Below are 16,199 nucleotides of genomic sequence, written 5' to 3' on the forward strand. Positions count from 1 at the left end.
GAAACAGGAACCGGGGGAACAATGTCTGCCAATGCAAAGCCGATTTATGTGCTCAAGATCGCCCCGGGCATCGAAAAGCCTTTTATGAGTGTTGCCGATATCCGTGACTTCACAGGACAGGAAAGCAAATTCTGGGGGGCAATGCTTTCTAGGGATGCCGTAAATAACGCCGGCTTTCCATTGGCAGCCATTCGCGACTTTTACCGGGAAATTTCCCACCGGCAGCTTGAGCATTTTGAGCGACTGGCGCAGACGCCAAACCCGGCAACTCTCCCCGATATCGAAAACCGCATGGTGCCCTTCACCGAAGGGCGCCAGTTCGACCGGGCGTTTTGTTCGCTGAATCCTGACGATGCCCGCATCATGGAAGTGTTCAAAACCGACCCGCTGGCGGCACTGATGGGCGCCTGGGCCAGGGCGCGCGGAACAGGCCCCGACACGAACTCAATCCACACGACCATGCGCGGCGAGGTGATGCTGGCATTGATGCGCTGGAACATGGGAGCGCCCTCGCCCACTTCCTTTGCGCCGGCCTGGCAGGACTGGATGAGTCAGGTGCAGCAGAATGAAGCGGCCGCGCAGAAACGCCGCGCGGAAAATGAGCAGGTGCTCAGCGCGCTGAGTACGGCATCGGCAGCGACGATCGACGCAATGAAAGAGGAAATCGAAGCGAACAAGAATAGCCGTGAGGAAGCAGCCAAGGCCGCGGAAGCGATGCGTGCCGATCAGAACGACAAACTGGAGAAGCTACGGATATTTTATAATAGCAAGCTGACATTGATGTCGCCGGTGGATTACTGGAAGGGCCGGGCGCGCCGGCAGGTAATATGGGCCGCATTGTGGGTTCTCGCTTTCGTCATAATGTCCGGCGGCACTGCGTATTTGATCTGGGAGTTGCGCGGACCTCTCAGGGAACTGATCGGTGATGGTCGTGACATCAATCTGGCCGCGGTGCCGATCCTGGCGGCGGCGGCTTTGCCGGTGGTGTGGGTGCTGAAGCATATCTCGCGGCAATTCATCGATTGCATGATCGATTCCCGCGATGCCAGCCAGCGATCGGTGCAGGCGATGACCTATCTGGCACTGCAAGAACGTAGCAAGGATCTGCCCGAGAGCAAGCAGGCGGATCTGTCGATCGCGCTGAACGCGCTGTTCCGGCCCGGGCCGGCGCAGCCAAGCGAAGACGGCATCCCGTTGCCGCTGATTGAATTGTTCAAATCACGCAATTGAGTTGTTCAAGCGCCTGTAGCCGGCGGTCGCATAGCGCGCGGTGCAGCATGGCCAGGAGGGAAGTGGCCAATTGTCACTAGAGTGCTCCTGACGATCGGCACCTCTATATCCTGGCTTGACGGGTGAGGTTCCACGGGATAGTTGTCAGCTTGTCTGACAAATTATCGGGAATCGATGCTGCATTTCAGCCAGAGCCAAGCCGCCGACCTGCCGCGCCCCAGTGGTTTGGGCTCGGCCCTTGCCGAGCGGCTCCTGGTGGCGATTCGCGAGGGCGGCCTGGCGCCGGGCGACCGGCTGCCGACCGAGAAGCAGCTTGCCGAAACCCATAAGGTGAGCCGTGCCGTGGTGCGCGAGGCCATCGCCCGGTTGAAATCCGAAGGCTATGTCGAGACCCGCCAGGGGGCCGGGGCCTTCGTGCTGGCGCGGCCGGGCCAGACCAGTTTCCGCATGACCGCGCCGAGCCAGACCGCCGAGGGCGGCGACCTGCGCCATGCTTTCGAGCTGCGCGGCGCCATTGAGGTGGCCGCCGCCGAACTCGCCGCCCGCCGCCGCCAGCCGGCTGATCTCGCCGCCATTGCCGCTGCCTTCGCGGCGATGGAACAGGCGCTCGCCGAAGGCCGCGAGGCAGCCGGGGCCGATGATACCTTCCACGCCGCCGTGGCCGCCGCCACCGGCAATCCGCTGATTCAGCGGTTCACGGATTTCCTGGCGCACCAGTTTTCCGAAACCCGCCAGCTCACCTGGAGCGAGGCTTCGCGCCAGCAGGGCAAGGCCGCTGCCGCGCAAGCCGAGCATCGTGCCTTGCTGCGCGCCATCGAGGCCGGCGATGCCGCGGCCGCTGCCGAAGCCGCCCGTGCCCATGTTGCCGCCGCCGCATCGCGTTTCGGTTTTGGCGAAGATTGAGGAAGCCCCACCATGCTGATGCCCGCCCCAGACCCGAAAATCCTCGCGCAGCGCGAGGCCCTGATCGCCGATCTGCGCCGCATCGTGCCGGGCGAGGGCGTGATCGTGGATGAACGCAGCCTGCGCGCCTATGAATGTGATGGCCTCACCGCCTATCGGCAATTGCCACTGGTGGCGGTGCTGCCGAGCACTATCGAGCAGGTCTCGGCGGTGCTGAAACTCTGCTACGAGCGCGGCGTCAACGTGGTGCCGCGCGGCGCCGGTACGTCGCTTTCGGGTGGCGCGCTGCCGCTGGCCGATGGCGTGCTGCTCGGCATGGGCAAGTTCAACAAGGTGCTGGAAGTCGATTGGGACAATCGCTGCGCCGTGGTGCAGCCGGGTGTCACCAATCTCGGCATCACGCGGGCGGTGGAGCATCGCGGCTTCTACTATGCGCCGGACCCTTCCAGCCAGATCGCCTGCACCATCGGCGGCAATGTGGCGGAGAATTCCGGCGGCGTGCATAGCCTGAAATACGGCCTTACCACCAACAATATCCTCGGCGTGCAGATGGTGCTGATCACCGGCGAGGTGATCCGGCTCGGCGGCAAGCATCTCGATGCTGAAGGTTATGACCTGCTCGGCATTGTCTGCGGCTCGGAGGGCCTGCTCGGCGTGGTGACGGAAGTGACCGTGCGCATTCTCCCTAAGCCGACCACCCAGCGCGCCGTGCTGGCCGGTTTCGCCACTTCGGAAGCCGCCGGCGATTGCGTCGCCAAGGTGATCGCCGCCGGCATCATTCCGGGTGGCATGGAGATGATGGACCGTCCGGCGATCCATGCGGCGGAGGATTTCGTCCATGCCGGTTATCCGCGCGATGTCGAGGCGTTGCTGATCATCGAACTGGATGGCCCGCCGGCGGAGGTGGATGATCTGTTGAGCCGCGTCGATCTGATCGCGCGCGGCTGCGGCGCGGTGTCGCTGCGGGTTTCCGAAAGCGAAGAGGAGCGCCTGCGCTTCTGGGCCGGGCGCAAGGCGGCGTTTCCGGCGGTGGGCCGCATCTCGCCGGATTATCTCTGCATGGACGGCACCATTCCGCGCAAGAAGCTGCCCGAGGTGCTGACCCGCATGGCGCAGCTTTCCGAGCGGCATGGCCTGCGCGTGGCGAATGTGTTCCATGCCGGCGATGGCAACCTGCACCCGCTGATCCTCTATGATGCCAATAATCCTGGCGAACTGGAGAAGGCGGAGGAATTCGGCGCCGATATTCTCAGGCTCTGTGTCGAGGTCGGCGGTGTGCTCACTGGCGAGCATGGTGTCGGCGTCGAGAAGCGTGACCTGATGCCGGCGATGTTCAACGAGGCGGATCTGGCGCAGCAGGAGCGCGTCAAATGTGCCTTCGACCCGGATCACCGGCTCAATCCCGGCAAAGTTTTCCCCAGCCTGCATCGCTGCGCCGATATGGGCGCCATGCATGTCAGCCGGGGCAAGCTGGCCTTCCCCGACATTCCGCGTTTCTAGGCCCCGGTTCTAAAGCGATGACCGACACTTTTCTCCCCGCTACCGCTGAAGATGTACGCCAGGCGATTGCCTGGGCCGCCAATGAAGGCACGCCGCTGAGCCTGATCGGCCATGGCAGCAAGGCGCGGTTGGGCCGTCCGGTCCAGGCCGCCCATGTGCTCGATCTCTCCAAGCTTGCCGGTGTTGTCGATTACGAACCCGCCGAACTGGTACTGACCGCAAAGCCTGGCACGCTGATCAGCGATATCGAGGCGCTGCTGGCTGAGCAGCGCCAGATACTGGCCTTCGAGCCGCCGGATTTCGGCCCGCTCTGGGGCATGCCGGCAGGGCGCGGCACGCTGGGCGGGGCCATTGGCGCCAATATCGCCGGGCCGCGCCGCTTCAAGATCGGCGCCATGCGCGATCACCTGCTGGGCTTCCAGGCGGTGACCGGGCGTGGCGAATTGGTCAAGAACGGCGCCAAGGTGGTGAAGAACGTTACCGGCTACGATCTTTCCAAACTGCTCTGCGGCGCATTTGGTACGCTGGCTGCTGTCACCGAAGCGCATGTGAAAGTGCTGCCGGCGCCGGAAAAGACCCGTACTGTCGTGGTCTATGGCCTGGACGATGCCGCCGCCATCCGCGCGCTGGCCGAGGCCGCGCAGTCGCCGCATGAAGTTTCCGGCCTGGCGCATCTGCCGGCAACACTGGCAGCACATTCCGGGGCCAGCCGCATCGCCAGTTCCGGTCGTGCCGCCACCCTGGTGCGCGTGGAAGGCACCGATGTATCCGTGAAGGCACGCTGCGAGGCGCTGCGCGATCTGTTGGCCAAGCATGGCGAACTGGATGAACTGCACTCGCTGAATTCATCCTGGGCCTGGCGCGAAATCCGTGATGCCAGCCTGCTGGCGCAGCCGCTGGAGCGCGTGCTGTGGCGCGTCAGCATCGCGCCGAGCAAGGGCGCGGAATTCGTCGCGTCTTTACGCGAATGGCACCCCGAGATGGCGTATTTTTACGATTGGGCCGGCGGCCTGATCTGGCTCAGCATCCTGCCGAGCCGCGATGCCGGTGCCGCCGATCTGCGCCGCACGGTTGCCGAAGCCGGCGGCGGCCATGCCACGTTGTTCCGCGCCGATGAATCCGTGCGCGCGGCGATAGCGGTGTTCCAGCCGCAGGATGCGGCACTGGCGGCACTCAGCCGTCGCGTGAAAGACAGCTTCGATCCGCAGCATATCCTCAATCCCGGCCGCATGGAGGCGGGCCTCTAATGCAAACCGCCTTTACGCTCGCCCAACTCGCCGATCCGAATATCGCAGAAGCCAACACCATCCTGCGCAAATGCGTGCATTGCGGTTTCTGCACAGCCACATGCCCGACCTATGCCCTGCTGGGTGATGAGCGTGACAGCCCGCGCGGCCGCATCTATCTGATCAAGCAGATGCTGGAAGGCGGCGAGGCGGCGACGGAAGAAACCGTGCGCCATGTCGACCGCTGCCTATCCTGCCTGTCCTGCATGACCACTTGCCCGAGCAGCGTGCATTACATGCATCTGGTGGATCACGCCCGCGCCCATATCGAGCAGACCTACAAGCGGCCATTCCTCGACCGCATGATGCGTGCGCTGCTGGCCTGGCTGCTGCCCTATCCGGGCCGTTTCCGGCTGGCTCTGCGCGGCGCGATGCTGGCGCGGCCATTCGCCGGCCTGCTGCCGGCGAAGCTGCGCGGCATGGTGCAGATGGCGCCGAAAACCTTGCCGAAGGCTTCCGTGCTGGACCGCCCCGGTGTTTACAAGGCGCATGGCGAGCGCAAGAAGCGCGTGGCGCTGATGACCGGCTGCGCCCAGCAGGTGCTGGACCCGGCGATCAACGAGGCGACGATCCGCCTGCTCAACCGCCATGGCTGCGAGGTGGTGGTGGCGCCGGGTGCCGGCTGCTGCGGTGCGCTGACGCATCACATGGGCAAGGAGCATGATGCCCATGCCAAGGCCAAGGCGAATATCGCCGCCTGGTGCGCCGAGGCCGATGGCGAGGGGCTGGATGCCATCGTGATCAATGCCTCGGGCTGCGGCACCACGGTGAAGGATTACGGCTTCATGCTACGCAATGATGCCGCCTGGGCAGAGAAGGCGGCGCGTGTTGCCGGCCTGGCCAAGGACGTGACCGAGTTGCTGCTCGATCTCGACCTGCAGCCCAATGGCGCCGTGCCGGCGATGACCATTGCCTATCACTCCGCCTGCTCGTTGCAGCATGGCCAGAAGATCACCGCGGCGCCGAAGCAGTTGCTCAGCCGCGCCGGCTTCCAGGTCAAGGATGTGCCGGAAGGCCATCTCTGCTGCGGTTCGGCAGGCACCTACAATCTGTTGCAGCCGGAACTGGCCGGGCAATTGCGCGAACGCAAGCTGCGCAATATCGAAAGCACCGGCGCAGAGGCGGTGGCGGCGGGCAATATCGGCTGCCTGGTGCAGATCGCCAATGGCGCCGAAGCGGCAAGCACCGGGGCGGCGGCAAAGCGTTTGCCGGTGCTGCACACGGTGCAATGGCTCGACTGGGCGACGGGCGGGCCTAAGCCGGCGGGCTTGGATTAGGGGTTGAATGCAGGCCCGACAACAGCTAAGGCGTCATACCCGCGCACGCGGGTATCCCATTTTTTGAATGGGACCCTCGCTTTCGCGAGGGTGACAATAAGGCTTACTTCTTGCTGTCGGCAAAGGCGCGGCATTGCTGCTCGGCCTGCATGCGCTGATGCGACGTCATGGCCTGGCCGACCTTCAGGCCCTTCTGAATGTCAGACATACATTCCTGCACCAGCTCGGCATGGGATTTCTGTGCCGGCTGGGCGGGTTTGGCCTGCTGCGCCAGCGCGGGCGTGGCGGCAACAAGCAAAGCGGCGATCAAGGCAACGCGGATCATGGCAGCAATCCCTGGACGATGACGGCCCGTTATACCACGCCGCTGAAGTAGCTGAAGGGAGGCGTGTCTTAGTATTCGCTAACGCCCGAGAGTCTGGCGGATATGTGCCAGCAATCCGTTGGAACCGGCATGGCAGAGCCGGATCACCAGGTCGAAACCATCGGCATTGCCGTAATAGGGATCCGGCATATCGCGCAGCGGCTGTGCCGGAGCGAAGTCGAGATAGAGTTTCGCCCGCGCCCGCAATGCCGGCGGCGCCATGTGGTGCAAGGCTTGTAGATGGCCGCCATCCATCGCCAGCAGCAGATCGAAATTCTGGAAGTCGGCGCGGCTGACCTGACGGGCGCGCAGGCCGCTGATATCGACGCCGGCCCCATGGGCATGGCGGATGCTGCGCGAATCCGGCGGGTTGCCGATATGGTAGTCATGGGTGCCGGCGGAATCGACCCGCACATGGTCTGCCAGCCCGGCCTCGGCGAGATAATGCCGCAGCATGCCTTCGGCGGTGGGCGAGCGGCAGATGTTCCCGGTGCATACCATGAGGATGTTCATGGCGGCATTTTGCCCGGCGCCGGCTCTACCGCAAGCCTCCCGGGAAAGAGTAAACTGCCGCCATGTCTGGAGATGAAACCGCCCTGCTATTTGCCAACGAGGCCTTCTATAACGCCTTCGCCGAGCGCGACATGGTGGCGATGGCGGCGTTGTGGGCCAAGAGCCAGCCGGTCGGCTGCATCCATCCCGGCTGGCCGCCGCTTTTCGGCCGCCAGGCGGTGCTGGATAGCTGGGAGCGCATCCTCTCCAATCCGGCCGCGCCAGAGATGGAAACCGCTGGTGCCGAAGCGATGTGCTGGGGCGATGTCGGCATCGTCACCTGCTATGAGAAGGTGGACGACACCTATCTCGTTGCCACCAATACCTTCGTGCGCGAGGGCAAGACCTGGAAGCTGGCCTATCATCAGGCCGGCCCGGTTTCGACGCCGCCGCCGGGCGGTGCCAGCAACGACGAAGATGGCGACGACGAGCTGGAGGATGACGACGACGAGGCCGAACTGGCCGAGGCGGAAGTCGGACTCGAAGACGACGATGATGATGACGACGATGACGGCGACGACACGCCGCCCTCGCGCTCAATTCACTAAAATCTAGCCCTTCGGCTTTACCAGCCAGTCGATCCGCGTGGCCGCACCCGGTTCGCGGCCCAGGCGTTCGTTCAGGTATTGCAGCGGCGCGCGCAGCTGTTCATCCAGCTTCCAGGGCGGATTGAGCAGCAGCAGGCCGGAGCCGTTCAGCTTGGTGGCATCGCGCGCCGGGCGGATCAGCAATTCGATGCGCAGGGTTTCCGGCAGCAATGGCGCCAAAGCCTTGGCCCAGGCGTCGCTGCTGTTCTGGTCCTTGATCGGATACCACAGCGCAATCTGCCCGGTCTGCCAGCGGCGATGCGCGGCAACCAGTGCCTTGGCGGCCTGGTCGAATTCGTCGCGCTGCTCGAAAGCCGGATCGATCAGCGCCAGGCCGCGCCGGGGTGTCGGCGGCAGCAGCGCCCCCAACGCCTCGAAGGCATCGCGCTTGTGGATGCCGATACGGGCATCACGGCCCATATTGCGGCGAAGCGCCTCGTAGGTATCGCCATGCAGTTCGATCAGGCTCAGCCGGTCCGGCTCGCGCAGCGCGCGGCGCAGCAGCCAGGGCGAGCCGGGATAATGCCGCAGGCCGCTGCCATCGGCTTTCAGCTCGGGATTGAGTTCCTTGAGTGCGGCAACATAGAGCGGCAATGCCTTGGCGGCGCGGGCATCGGCCAGCACCGTGCCGATGCCGAGGCGGTATTCGCCGCCGCGCTGTGCTTCATCGCCGGCGAGGTCGTAAAGCCCGGCGCCGGCATGGCTGTCCAGCAGGTGAAACGGCGCCGGCTTGGCGCGCAGGGCTTCCAGCAACTGTAGCAACACCACATGCTTCAGCACATCGCCGTGGTTGCCGGCGTGAAAGGCGTGACGGTAATTCACGGGGTTTTACGGTTACGCCGGCTTCAGCTTGGCGAGTTCGGCCTCGATGGCCTTGATCACTTTCGCGTCACCCGGCTTGGTCGCGGTGGAATACCATTCCGCCGCACTGCCATCGCCGCCGATGAGATATTTGTGGAAGTTCCAGCGCGGCTTGGCGAGTTCGCCGAATTCGGCAGCCAGCCACTTGTAGACCGGATGGGCGTCGGCGCCGCTCACCTTCTGCTTGTCGGCAAGCGGGAAGTCGACATCGAAATTGACCTCGCAGAATTCCTTGATCTGCGCCGCCGTGCCGGGTTCCTGGCCGCCGAAATCATTCGACGGCACGCCCAGCACTACCAGGCCGCGCTCGCGGTATTTCGCCCAGATCGCCTGCAACTCGGTGTATTGCGGGGTGAAACCGCATTGCGAGGCGGTGTTCACCAGCAGCACCACCTTGCCCTTGTACTGCTTCAGCGGCATCGGCTTGCCGTCGATGCCGGTCAGGTCAAAATCATGGAAGCTCATGCCGGTTTTCGCTCGCGCCTGGAAGGGAAGGGAGGCCAGGGACAGAAGCCCCAGGCCGGCTTGCAGGAGGTGACGCCTGATCAGGGCCATGACATGTGCCATCGGTTAAGGCTGCGTTAATGCTGTTGAGATAAGCTTGCCCCTTCCTAAAGGCAACGTCAAATGCCGCGACGTGGTGCGGAGGCATGTCATGCCCAGTATTCCCGGTCTGCTCAGTTTCATCGCCTGTGGCCTGCTCGGCCTGATCGGCGCCGTCAGCCTGTCGCGTCTTGCGCCGGGCTGGGTGCCAGGCGAATTCATCCTGCTGTGTGTCGCCATCGGCGGCCTGCTCTGGGCCCTGCGCGAACGCTATGAGCGTTTCCGGATCCAGAACCTGCTGCTGGATGAGATCGACCGCCTGGTGCAGAACCAGCCCCAGATTCAGGACCGGACCCAGGTTCAGGCCCAGGTTCAAGCGATGCCGCTGCAGGCTAATGACAGCCGCATTGCAGAGACTGGTGTCGAGAGCCGCGCCGAGCCCCGCCTTGCCATGCCGGTGATCCTGCCTGACCCGGAGGAGGTTGTTGAAGCCGATGCCGCCGACGACACCGCGATCTTTGCTGCCGTGCGCGATGCTTTGAACAACAACCGCGTGGAACTGCATGTGCAGCCGGTGGTACGCCTGCCGGCGCGCAAGCTGCGTTTTGTCGAATTGCTCGCCCGCGCCCGCGATGCCGAGGGCCGTGAATTGTCGCCGGGCGCCCATATGCCGGCCTTGCAGGCGGCGGGGCTGGCGGCCGAATTCGATGCCTTGATGCTGCTGCGCGGCGTGCAACTGGTGCGCAAGCTGGAAGCGCGTGCCCGCCATCTCGGCTTCTTCTGCAATATCTCAGCCGCCGCGCTGGCCGACGCACGAGCTTTCGAGACGCTGTATGAATTCCTGCGCCGCGAGCGGGAACGTGCCGGCACGCTGATCCTGGAATTCGCCCATACCGGCCTGCGCCAACTTGATCGCGCCGGCTGGCACCGGCTGGAGCGCCTGGCCGGCCTGGGCTTCGGCCTCTCGGTGGATGGCTTCGACAGCCTGGATATCGATATCGCCGCGCTGGGCAAGCTCGGCGTGCGCTATATCAAGCTGGATGCGCGGCTGCTGCTCGATCCGCGCCATGCCCGCACCGCCCCCGTGGCGCTGGAGGACCTGCTGGAAATCTGCCGCCGCCACGAGATCGAGCCGGTGATTGCCAAGGTGGAGACCGAGCGCGATCTGGTGCAGCTTGCCGATTACGGCTTCGAGCTTGGCCAGGGCCATCTGTTCGGCACGCCGAAACTGGCCAAGGTGGCCTAAGCTCACCCCAGCAGCATATCCGCCAGTTCGACGAAGCCGCTGCCGCCTTCGCCCGCCGTGATGAATTTCGGCGTGGCGCTGATGCGGTCGAGGAACGGGCGCACATTGGCGACGCCGACCGAGAGCGGGAAATAGCCGAACATCGGCGCGTCATTCGGGCTGTCGCCGGAAAACACGATGCTGTCGCGCGCCGCATCCAGGTCGATGCCGAAACATTCCTGGAAAAACACCCGCGTCATGCTCAGCTTGTCCCATTGGCCGAACCAGCCGTTGACATGGATCGAGCTGACCTTGGCGGTGGCGCCGGCCTGTTCGAATAGTGCCACGATGCGGTCGATCTCGCTGCCGGGCAGCGGCGGCACATCCTCGCAGAAGTCGATGGCGAGGTCACATTCGCGGTATTGCTGGTCGGAGGCCAGAGCCGTGCCGGGTACGTCGCGCAGGATGGTCTCGGCCAGTTGCGCCAGCTTGGCCCGCGCCGCCTGGCGCTCGGGCTCGGCCTGCCAGAAGCGGCGCTGCATCTTCTTCGCCCGGCGGTCATAGCGCATGTAGAGCGCGCCATTCTCGCCGACGATGCCGCTCACCGGCCAGAAGCGGGCGATCATGTCGCACCAGCCGGCGGGGCGGCCGGTGATCGGCACCACCCGGATGCCGGCTTCCTCCAACCGCTCCAGCGCGGCATAGGCTTTCGCCTCGAGTCGGCCATGGCTGGTCAGCGTGTCGTCGATATCGGTGAGCAGGTAATGGACCTGTTTGCGGACGGGCTCTAGCGCGGCAAGCGATTGCATGGGCTGCGGATTTCGACGTTTAGAGGGGGTACGAAAGGGTGAGGGGGCGATGCTTGCCGGTATTTTGGGCAAAAAGTATAGTCGCGCCCCCGATCCACCGCGTCAACCGCGTCTGGTTCGACTGGTGGGACTATACAGGATTGAAGCGTGCCACGATGAGCCAGCATGGTTTTTATCTCGAGGATCTGTCCGTCGGCATGTCCGCCGTGTTCAGCAAGACCGTGACCGAAGCCGATATCCTGATGTTCGCCGCCGTCTCCGGCGATACCAACCCGGTGCATATCGACCAGGATTTTGCCGCCAGCAGCATGTTCAAGGGCCGCATCGCCCATGGCATGCTCTCGGCCAGCTTGCTTTCCACCGTGTTCGGCACCAAGCTGCCCGGGCCCGGCTGCATCTACCTGTCGCAGGATCTGCGCTTCAAGGCGCCGGTGCGTTTGGGCGAAACCGTGGTGGCCAGGGCAACCGTGACCGAGATCGTGCAGGAGAAGCGCCGTGTGAAGTTCACCTGCGAATGCAAGGTGGGCGATACGGTGGCGATCGAGGGTGAAGCGACGCTGATGGTCAACCGCCGTCCCAATTGACGGCGATGCAGATCATCCGCTCCATCGCCGAGCTGCCTGCCGCCCTGCGCGGTGCCGTGGCGGCAATTGGCAATTTCGACGGCGTGCATCGCGGCCACCAGGCATTGGTTGCCCAGGCTCAGAGCGTGGCGACGCAGCGCGTTGCCGCCGGCCGGCATCCGGTTCTGGTGATGACGTTCGAGCCGCATCCGCGCCGCTTTTTCGTGCCCTCCGCGCCGCCCTTCCGGCTCGATGCGCTGGAGACCAAGGCGCGCATCCTGGACGGGCTGGCCGTGGATGCCCTGCTGGCGCTGCCGTTCAATGCCGGCCTTGCCAACCTGGGGCCGGAGGATTTTGTCGCGCAGATTCTCCAACGCGAACTCGGGCTGGCCCATGTGGTGGTGGGGTATGACTTCACCTTCGGCAAGGGCCGTGCCGGTGATACCGCCATGCTGCGGGAGCTGTGCGCGGCCAAGGGCATCGGCGTCAGCGTGGTGCAGGCGCATGGCGACGATCATGGCGCCTTCTCATCGTCGCGCATCCGCAGCTTGCTGGAGGAGGGCAGGCCGGAAGCCGCCGCCGACCTGCTCGGCCGCCCCTGGGAAATTATCGGCGTTGTCGAGCATGGCGACAAGCGCGGCCGCGAACTCGGCTTTCCCACCGCCAATGTGGCGCTGACCGATTTCCAGATTCCGAAATTCGGCATCTATGCCGTGCGCGCCGTCATTGATGGCAAGCGCCATGATGGCGTCGCCAGCCTTGGTATCCGCCCGACCTTCAACCAGACCGACGTGAAGCTGGAAGTCTACCTGTTCGATTTTGCCGGCAGCCTCTATGGCCGGCCCATGCGCGTGGAATTCCATGCTTTCCTGCGGCCTGAAGTGAAATACGAGGGGGCCGAGGCGCTGAAGCGGCAGATCGCCGCCGATGTCGAGGCGGCCCGGGCCCTGCTGGCGGCTAAAGGTTAACGACGCTGTCTCGACAGCGCCGCCCGGGGATGCTAAATCTCGGGCATGACAACCGAAACCGGCCATACGCGGCTTCGCCTCCGAGCGCCGCGAATTATGAGCCCGGCCCTTATCTGAGGGCCGGGATTCTCTCGCCGTTTCTTAATTTCCTGTGAGCGCGTTCCCGACGCGACGCCCTAGGGCCGCCAGCCGAGTGATGTCATGACCAAAGACTACCGCGAAACCGTATTCCTGCCCGATACCGCCTTCCCGATGAAGGCCGGGCTGCCCGCCAAGGAGCCGGAAATCCTGGCCCGCTGGCAGAAGAACGATCTCTATCGCCAGCTCCGCCAGGATTCGAAGGGCCGCGAGAAGTTCGTGCTGCATGATGGCCCGCCCTATGCCAACGGTAACCTGCATATCGGCCACGCGCTGAACAAGATCCTCAAGGACGTGATCAACCGCTCCCGGCAGATGATGGGCTTTGATGCCAATTATGTGCCGGGCTGGGATTGCCACGGCCTGCCGATCGAATGGAAGATCGAGGAGAAGTACCGCGCCGCCGGCAAGAACAAGGACGATGTGCCGATCGACGAGTTCCGCAAGGAATGCCGTGATTTCGCCGAGCATTGGATCGCGGTGCAGAGTAAGGAATTCCAGCGTTTCGGCGTGATCGGCGACTGGAAGGATCCCTACACCACGATGAGCTTCGCAGCCGAAGCCCAGATCGTGCGCGAGATCCAGAAATTCGTGATGAATGGCGGCCTGTTCAAGGGCTCGAAGCCGGTGCTGTGGTCGATCGTCGAGCGCACGGCGCTGGCCGAAGCGGAAGTCGAGTATCAGGAACATACCTCGCATACCATCTTCGCCAAATTCCCGGTGGTGCAGGCGAGCAATCCGGCGCTGCAAGGCACCAGCATCGTGATCTGGACCACTACGCCCTGGACCATGCCGGGCAACCGCGCCGTGGCTTTGTCGCATGACGCCGAGTATGTGCGCCTGCGCGTCGATGCGGTTGCTGAGAAGTCGCTGGCCAAGCCGGGCGACGATGTGGTGGTGGCCAAGGACCTTGCCGAGGCCGTTGCCAAGGCCTGCGCCATCGAGAGCTATACATTGCTGGCGACGCTGAAAGGCGCCGAACTGCTCGGCAGTGTCTGCGCCCATCCGCTGCGCGGCCAGGGCTATGATTTCGACGTGCCGGTGCTGGCCGGCGATTTCGTCACGCTGGATGCCGGCACCGGCTTTGTGCATATCGCGCCGGGCCATGGCGCGGATGACTACAATCTCGGTATCGCCAACGGCATCGAGGTGCCGCATACGGTGGACGAGGATGGCAGCTATTTCCCGCATGTGCCGCTGTTCGCCGGCAAGCGGGTGCTGGATGATGCCGGCAAGGAAGGCGAGGCCAACCGGGCGGTGATCGAGGCGATCACGGCGGCGGGCGGCCTGCTCGGCCGCGGCCGGCTGCGCCATCAGTATCCGCATTCCTGGCGCTCCAAGGCGCCGCTGATCTTCCGCAACACGCCGCAATGGTTCATCTCCATGGCCACCAACGACCTGCGCAAGAAGGCGCTGGCGGCCATCGATGCCACTGCCTTCTATCCGCCGCAGGGCCGCAACCGGCTCTATGCGATGATCGAGCAGCGCCCGGACTGGGTGATCAGCCGCCAGCGCGCCTGGGGTGTGCCGATCACCGTGTTCGAGAACAAGCTGACCGGCGAAATCCTGCGCGATGCAGCCGTGAACGAGCGCATCGTGCAGGCCTGCCTCAAGGGCGGCGCCGATGCCTGGTTCACCGCCAAGCCGGAAGACTTCCTCGGCAATGGATATAATGCCACCGAGTGGAAGATGGTGACCGACATCCTGGATGTCTGGTTCGATTCCGGCTCGACCCACAGCTTCGTGCTGGAGCAGCGGCCCGACCTGCAATGGCCGGCCTCGCTCTATCTCGAAGGCTCGGACCAGCATCGCGGCTGGTTCCATTCCTCGCTGCTGGAAAGCTGCGGCACCCGTGGCCGCGCACCCTACGATGCTGTCCTCACGCACGGCTTCACGCTGGACGAGAAGGGCCGCAAGATGTCCAAGTCGCTCGGCAACACCGTCGAGCCGCAGAAGGTGATCGACCTGTTCGGCGCCGATATCCTGCGGCTCTGGGTGGTGTCGTCGGATTACTCGGAAGATTTGAGCGTCGGCGATAACATCATCAAGGCCCAGGCCGATGCCTATCGCCGCCTGCGCAACACGCTGCGCTACCTGCTCGGCAATCTCGCCGGCTTCCAGGAGGCCGAGCGCCTGCCGGTGGCCGAGATGCCGGAACTGGAGCGCTGGGTACTGCATCGCCTGGCCGAACTCGGCCGCGTGGTGCGTGAAAGCTGCGAGGTTTACGACTTCCACCGCATGTATGTGGCGCTCTACACGTTCTGCGCCGTCGATCTCTCCAGCTTCTATTTCGATATCCGCAAGGATGCGCTGTATTGCGACGCGCCGGGCACCATCCGCCGCCGCGCCGCGCGCACGGTGCTGGATGAATTGTTCAAGTGCCTCACCATCTGGCTGGCGCCGTTCATCTGCTACACCGCCGAGGAAGCCTGGCTGACCCGTTATCCCAGCGAGGATGGCTCGGTACACCGCCAGGTATTCCCGGCCCTGCCGGAAGCCTGGCTCGATCCGGCTTTGGGCGCGAAGTGGGAGCGCGTGCGCCGCGTGCGCCGCGTCGTCACCGGTGCGCTGGAAATCGAACGCGCCGCCAAGCGCATCGGCTCCAGCCTGCAGGCGTCGCCGCAGGTCTTCGTTGCGCCGGAGGATGTGGAAGCATTGCAGGGCATCGACTTCGCCGAAATCTGCATCACCTCCAGCGTGAAGGTGGAGGTGGGCGAAGGCCCGGCCGATGCCTTCCGCCTTGAGGATGTGAAGGGCGTTGCGGCTTTGCCGCGCCAGGCCAGCGGCATCAAATGCGAGCGTTGCTGGCAGGTGCTGGACGAGGTTGGCCATGTGCAGGGCCATGACGACCTCTGCAAGCGCTGCGCCGAGGCGGTGGCGGCCTGATGTCCGCCATGCCGAAGCAGGCACGGCTGCTGGGCCTGATCATCGCGGCCCTGATCGTGATTTCCGATCAGCTCAGCAAGCCGTTCCTGCTCGGCCTGATGGAGCAGAATCCCAGCGGCATCGAAGTCACGCCGTTCTTCAACCTGGTCATGGTGTGGAACCGGGGTGTCAGCTTCGGCATGTTCAGCGATGCCGGCGACGAGCGCCGCTGGATCCTCATTGCCGCCGCTGCGGCGGTTACCATCTGGCTGCTGGTCTGGCTGTGGCGCGGGCCGGCGCGGCTGGTGACGGTGGCGCTCGGCCTGGTGATCGGCGGTGCGCTGGGCAATATCGGCGACCGGCTGCGCTTCGGTGCAGTTGCCGACTTCTTCGACTTCCACGCCTTTGGCTGGCATTGGCCGGCCTTCAACATCGCCGACTGCGCCATTGTCGTTGGCGTCGGCCTGCTGCTGCTCGACTCCCTGCTGCCCCGCGGCGCTGCCGAAAACTGACTCCCGCTAAACCTGG

Annotated in this window: 16 protein-coding genes; 11 read left to right on the plus strand and 5 right to left on the minus strand. The window is 64.4% G+C overall.

Translation table 11 applies throughout. The features are described 5' to 3' along the window. Positions 1–21: 21 nt before the first annotated feature. From ACQY7X_RS14920 to glcF, 5 genes are all read left to right on the plus strand, one after another. Complete coding sequence (locus ACQY7X_RS14920; RefSeq protein ID WP_428246206.1) at positions 22–1,230, plus strand: hypothetical protein; 1,209 nt, start codon at positions 22–24, stop codon at positions 1,228–1,230. A 174-nt stretch (positions 1,231–1,404) separates the two neighbouring features. After that, positions 1,405–2,133 carry a FadR/GntR family transcriptional regulator gene (locus ACQY7X_RS14925; protein WP_428246207.1) on the plus strand — a complete coding sequence of 243 codons (729 nt, stop codon included), beginning with the start codon at positions 1,405–1,407 and terminating at the stop codon, positions 2,131–2,133. Between the two features lie 12 nt (positions 2,134–2,145). After that, positions 2,146–3,633, plus strand: a complete 1,488-nt coding sequence (locus ACQY7X_RS14930; RefSeq protein WP_428246208.1) for an FAD-linked oxidase C-terminal domain-containing protein — start codon at positions 2,146–2,148, stop codon at positions 3,631–3,633. 17 nt (positions 3,634–3,650) lie between these two features. Beyond that, complete coding sequence (gene glcE / locus ACQY7X_RS14935; RefSeq protein ID WP_428246209.1) at positions 3,651–4,880, plus strand: glycolate oxidase subunit GlcE; 1,230 nt, start codon at positions 3,651–3,653, stop codon at positions 4,878–4,880. Further along, positions 4,880–6,196, plus strand: coding sequence for a glycolate oxidase subunit GlcF (gene glcF / locus ACQY7X_RS14940; protein ID WP_428246210.1), 1,317 nt, complete (start codon positions 4,880–4,882; stop codon positions 6,194–6,196). Before glcE ends, glcF begins: the two co-directional genes overlap by 1 nt. Before the next feature lie 103 nt (positions 6,197–6,299). Here the strand turns inward: glcF and ACQY7X_RS14945 are convergent, their stop codons facing one another. Both ACQY7X_RS14945 and ACQY7X_RS14950 read right to left on the minus strand, forming a co-directional pair. Then, a complete protein-coding gene (locus tag ACQY7X_RS14945) occupies positions 6,300–6,521 on the minus strand; it encodes a hypothetical protein (protein ID WP_428246211.1) in 222 nt (73 codons plus the stop codon). Between the two features lie 78 nt (positions 6,522–6,599). Next, entirely contained in the window at positions 6,600–7,073 is a 474-nt protein-coding gene (locus ACQY7X_RS14950) for a low molecular weight protein-tyrosine-phosphatase (RefSeq protein WP_428246212.1), read from the minus strand. A 62-nt stretch (positions 7,074–7,135) separates the two neighbouring features. Between ACQY7X_RS14950 and ACQY7X_RS14955 the strand changes: the two genes are divergently transcribed. Beyond that, the gene (locus ACQY7X_RS14955) at positions 7,136–7,660 is read left to right on the plus strand and encodes a nuclear transport factor 2 family protein (protein WP_428246213.1); all 525 of its coding nucleotides are present in this window, start codon (positions 7,136–7,138) and stop codon (positions 7,658–7,660) included. Between the two features lie 3 nt (positions 7,661–7,663). Here ACQY7X_RS14955 and ACQY7X_RS14960 read toward each other — a convergent pair whose 3' ends face one another. After that, positions 7,664–8,521 carry a 23S rRNA (adenine(2030)-N(6))-methyltransferase RlmJ gene (locus tag ACQY7X_RS14960; RefSeq protein ID WP_428246214.1) on the minus strand — a complete coding sequence of 286 codons (858 nt, stop codon included), beginning with the start codon at positions 8,519–8,521 and terminating at the stop codon, positions 7,664–7,666. Positions 8,522–8,533: 12 nt separating this feature from the next. Further along, entirely contained in the window at positions 8,534–9,025 is a 492-nt protein-coding gene (locus ACQY7X_RS14965) for a glutathione peroxidase (RefSeq protein WP_428246215.1), read from the minus strand. A gap of 190 nt (positions 9,026–9,215) precedes the next feature. Between ACQY7X_RS14965 and ACQY7X_RS14970 the strand changes: the two genes are divergently transcribed. Beyond that, complete coding sequence (locus tag ACQY7X_RS14970; protein ID WP_428246216.1) at positions 9,216–10,349, plus strand: EAL domain-containing protein; 1,134 nt, start codon at positions 9,216–9,218, stop codon at positions 10,347–10,349. A gap of 2 nt (positions 10,350–10,351) precedes the next feature. On the opposite strand, the gene ACQY7X_RS14975 is transcribed toward ACQY7X_RS14970, so the two are convergent. Next, entirely contained in the window at positions 10,352–11,137 is a 786-nt protein-coding gene (locus ACQY7X_RS14975; protein ID WP_428246217.1) for an HAD-IIB family hydrolase, read from the minus strand. Between the two features lie 197 nt (positions 11,138–11,334). Here ACQY7X_RS14975 and ACQY7X_RS14980 point away from each other — a divergent pair, with 197 nt between their 5' ends. From ACQY7X_RS14980 to lspA, 4 genes are all read left to right on the plus strand, one after another. Continuing rightward, positions 11,335–11,721 carry a MaoC family dehydratase gene (locus ACQY7X_RS14980; protein WP_428246218.1) on the plus strand — a complete coding sequence of 129 codons (387 nt, stop codon included), beginning with the start codon at positions 11,335–11,337 and terminating at the stop codon, positions 11,719–11,721. A 5-nt stretch (positions 11,722–11,726) separates the two neighbouring features. Beyond that, entirely contained in the window at positions 11,727–12,668 is a 942-nt protein-coding gene (locus ACQY7X_RS14985; protein ID WP_428246219.1) for a bifunctional riboflavin kinase/FAD synthetase, read from the plus strand. Positions 12,669–12,869: 201 nt separating this feature from the next. Then, positions 12,870–15,692, plus strand: coding sequence for an isoleucine--tRNA ligase (gene ileS, locus ACQY7X_RS14990; RefSeq protein WP_428246220.1), 2,823 nt, complete (start codon positions 12,870–12,872; stop codon positions 15,690–15,692). Next, positions 15,692–16,183: a signal peptidase II gene (gene lspA, locus ACQY7X_RS14995; protein WP_428246221.1), complete on the plus strand. Its 492-nt coding sequence runs from the start codon at positions 15,692–15,694 to the stop codon at positions 16,181–16,183. The genes ileS and lspA overlap by 1 nt, the downstream gene beginning before the upstream one ends. Positions 16,184–16,199: the final 16 nt, after the last annotated feature.

Origin of the sequence: Ferrovibrio sp. (assembly GCF_965278975.1) — a bacterium.
In the GTDB taxonomy this organism is placed as follows: Bacteria; Pseudomonadota; Alphaproteobacteria; order Ferrovibrionales; family Ferrovibrionaceae; genus Ferrovibrio.

Bases quoted from the DNA above. Each gene is read 5' to 3' on its own strand.
- ACQY7X_RS14920 (WP_428246206.1), top strand. From the start codon at position 22: ATGTCTGCCAATGCAAAGCCGATTTATGTGCTCAAGATCGCCCCGGGC.
- ACQY7X_RS14925 (WP_428246207.1), top strand. From the start codon at position 1,405: ATGCTGCATTTCAGCCAGAGCCAAGCCGCCGACCTGCCGCGCCCCAGT.
- ACQY7X_RS14930 (WP_428246208.1), top strand. From the start codon at position 2,146: ATGCTGATGCCCGCCCCAGACCCGAAAATCCTCGCGCAGCGCGAGGCC.
- glcE (WP_428246209.1), top strand. From the start codon at position 3,651: ATGACCGACACTTTTCTCCCCGCTACCGCTGAAGATGTACGCCAGGCG.
- glcF (WP_428246210.1), top strand. From the start codon at position 4,880: ATGCAAACCGCCTTTACGCTCGCCCAACTCGCCGATCCGAATATCGCA.
- ACQY7X_RS14945 (WP_428246211.1), bottom strand. From the start codon at position 6,521: ATGATCCGCGTTGCCTTGATCGCCGCTTTGCTTGTTGCCGCCACGCCC.
- ACQY7X_RS14950 (WP_428246212.1), bottom strand. From the start codon at position 7,073: ATGAACATCCTCATGGTATGCACCGGGAACATCTGCCGCTCGCCCACC.
- ACQY7X_RS14955 (WP_428246213.1), top strand. From the start codon at position 7,136: ATGTCTGGAGATGAAACCGCCCTGCTATTTGCCAACGAGGCCTTCTAT.
- ACQY7X_RS14965 (WP_428246215.1), bottom strand. From the start codon at position 9,025: ATGAGCTTCCATGATTTTGACCTGACCGGCATCGACGGCAAGCCGATG.
- ACQY7X_RS14970 (WP_428246216.1), top strand. From the start codon at position 9,216: ATGCCCAGTATTCCCGGTCTGCTCAGTTTCATCGCCTGTGGCCTGCTC.
- ACQY7X_RS14975 (WP_428246217.1), bottom strand. From the start codon at position 11,137: ATGCAATCGCTTGCCGCGCTAGAGCCCGTCCGCAAACAGGTCCATTAC.
- ACQY7X_RS14980 (WP_428246218.1), top strand. From the start codon at position 11,335: ATGTCCGCCGTGTTCAGCAAGACCGTGACCGAAGCCGATATCCTGATG.
- ACQY7X_RS14985 (WP_428246219.1), top strand. From the start codon at position 11,727: ATGCAGATCATCCGCTCCATCGCCGAGCTGCCTGCCGCCCTGCGCGGT.
- ileS (WP_428246220.1), top strand. From the start codon at position 12,870: ATGACCAAAGACTACCGCGAAACCGTATTCCTGCCCGATACCGCCTTC.
- lspA (WP_428246221.1), top strand. From the start codon at position 15,692: ATGTCCGCCATGCCGAAGCAGGCACGGCTGCTGGGCCTGATCATCGCG.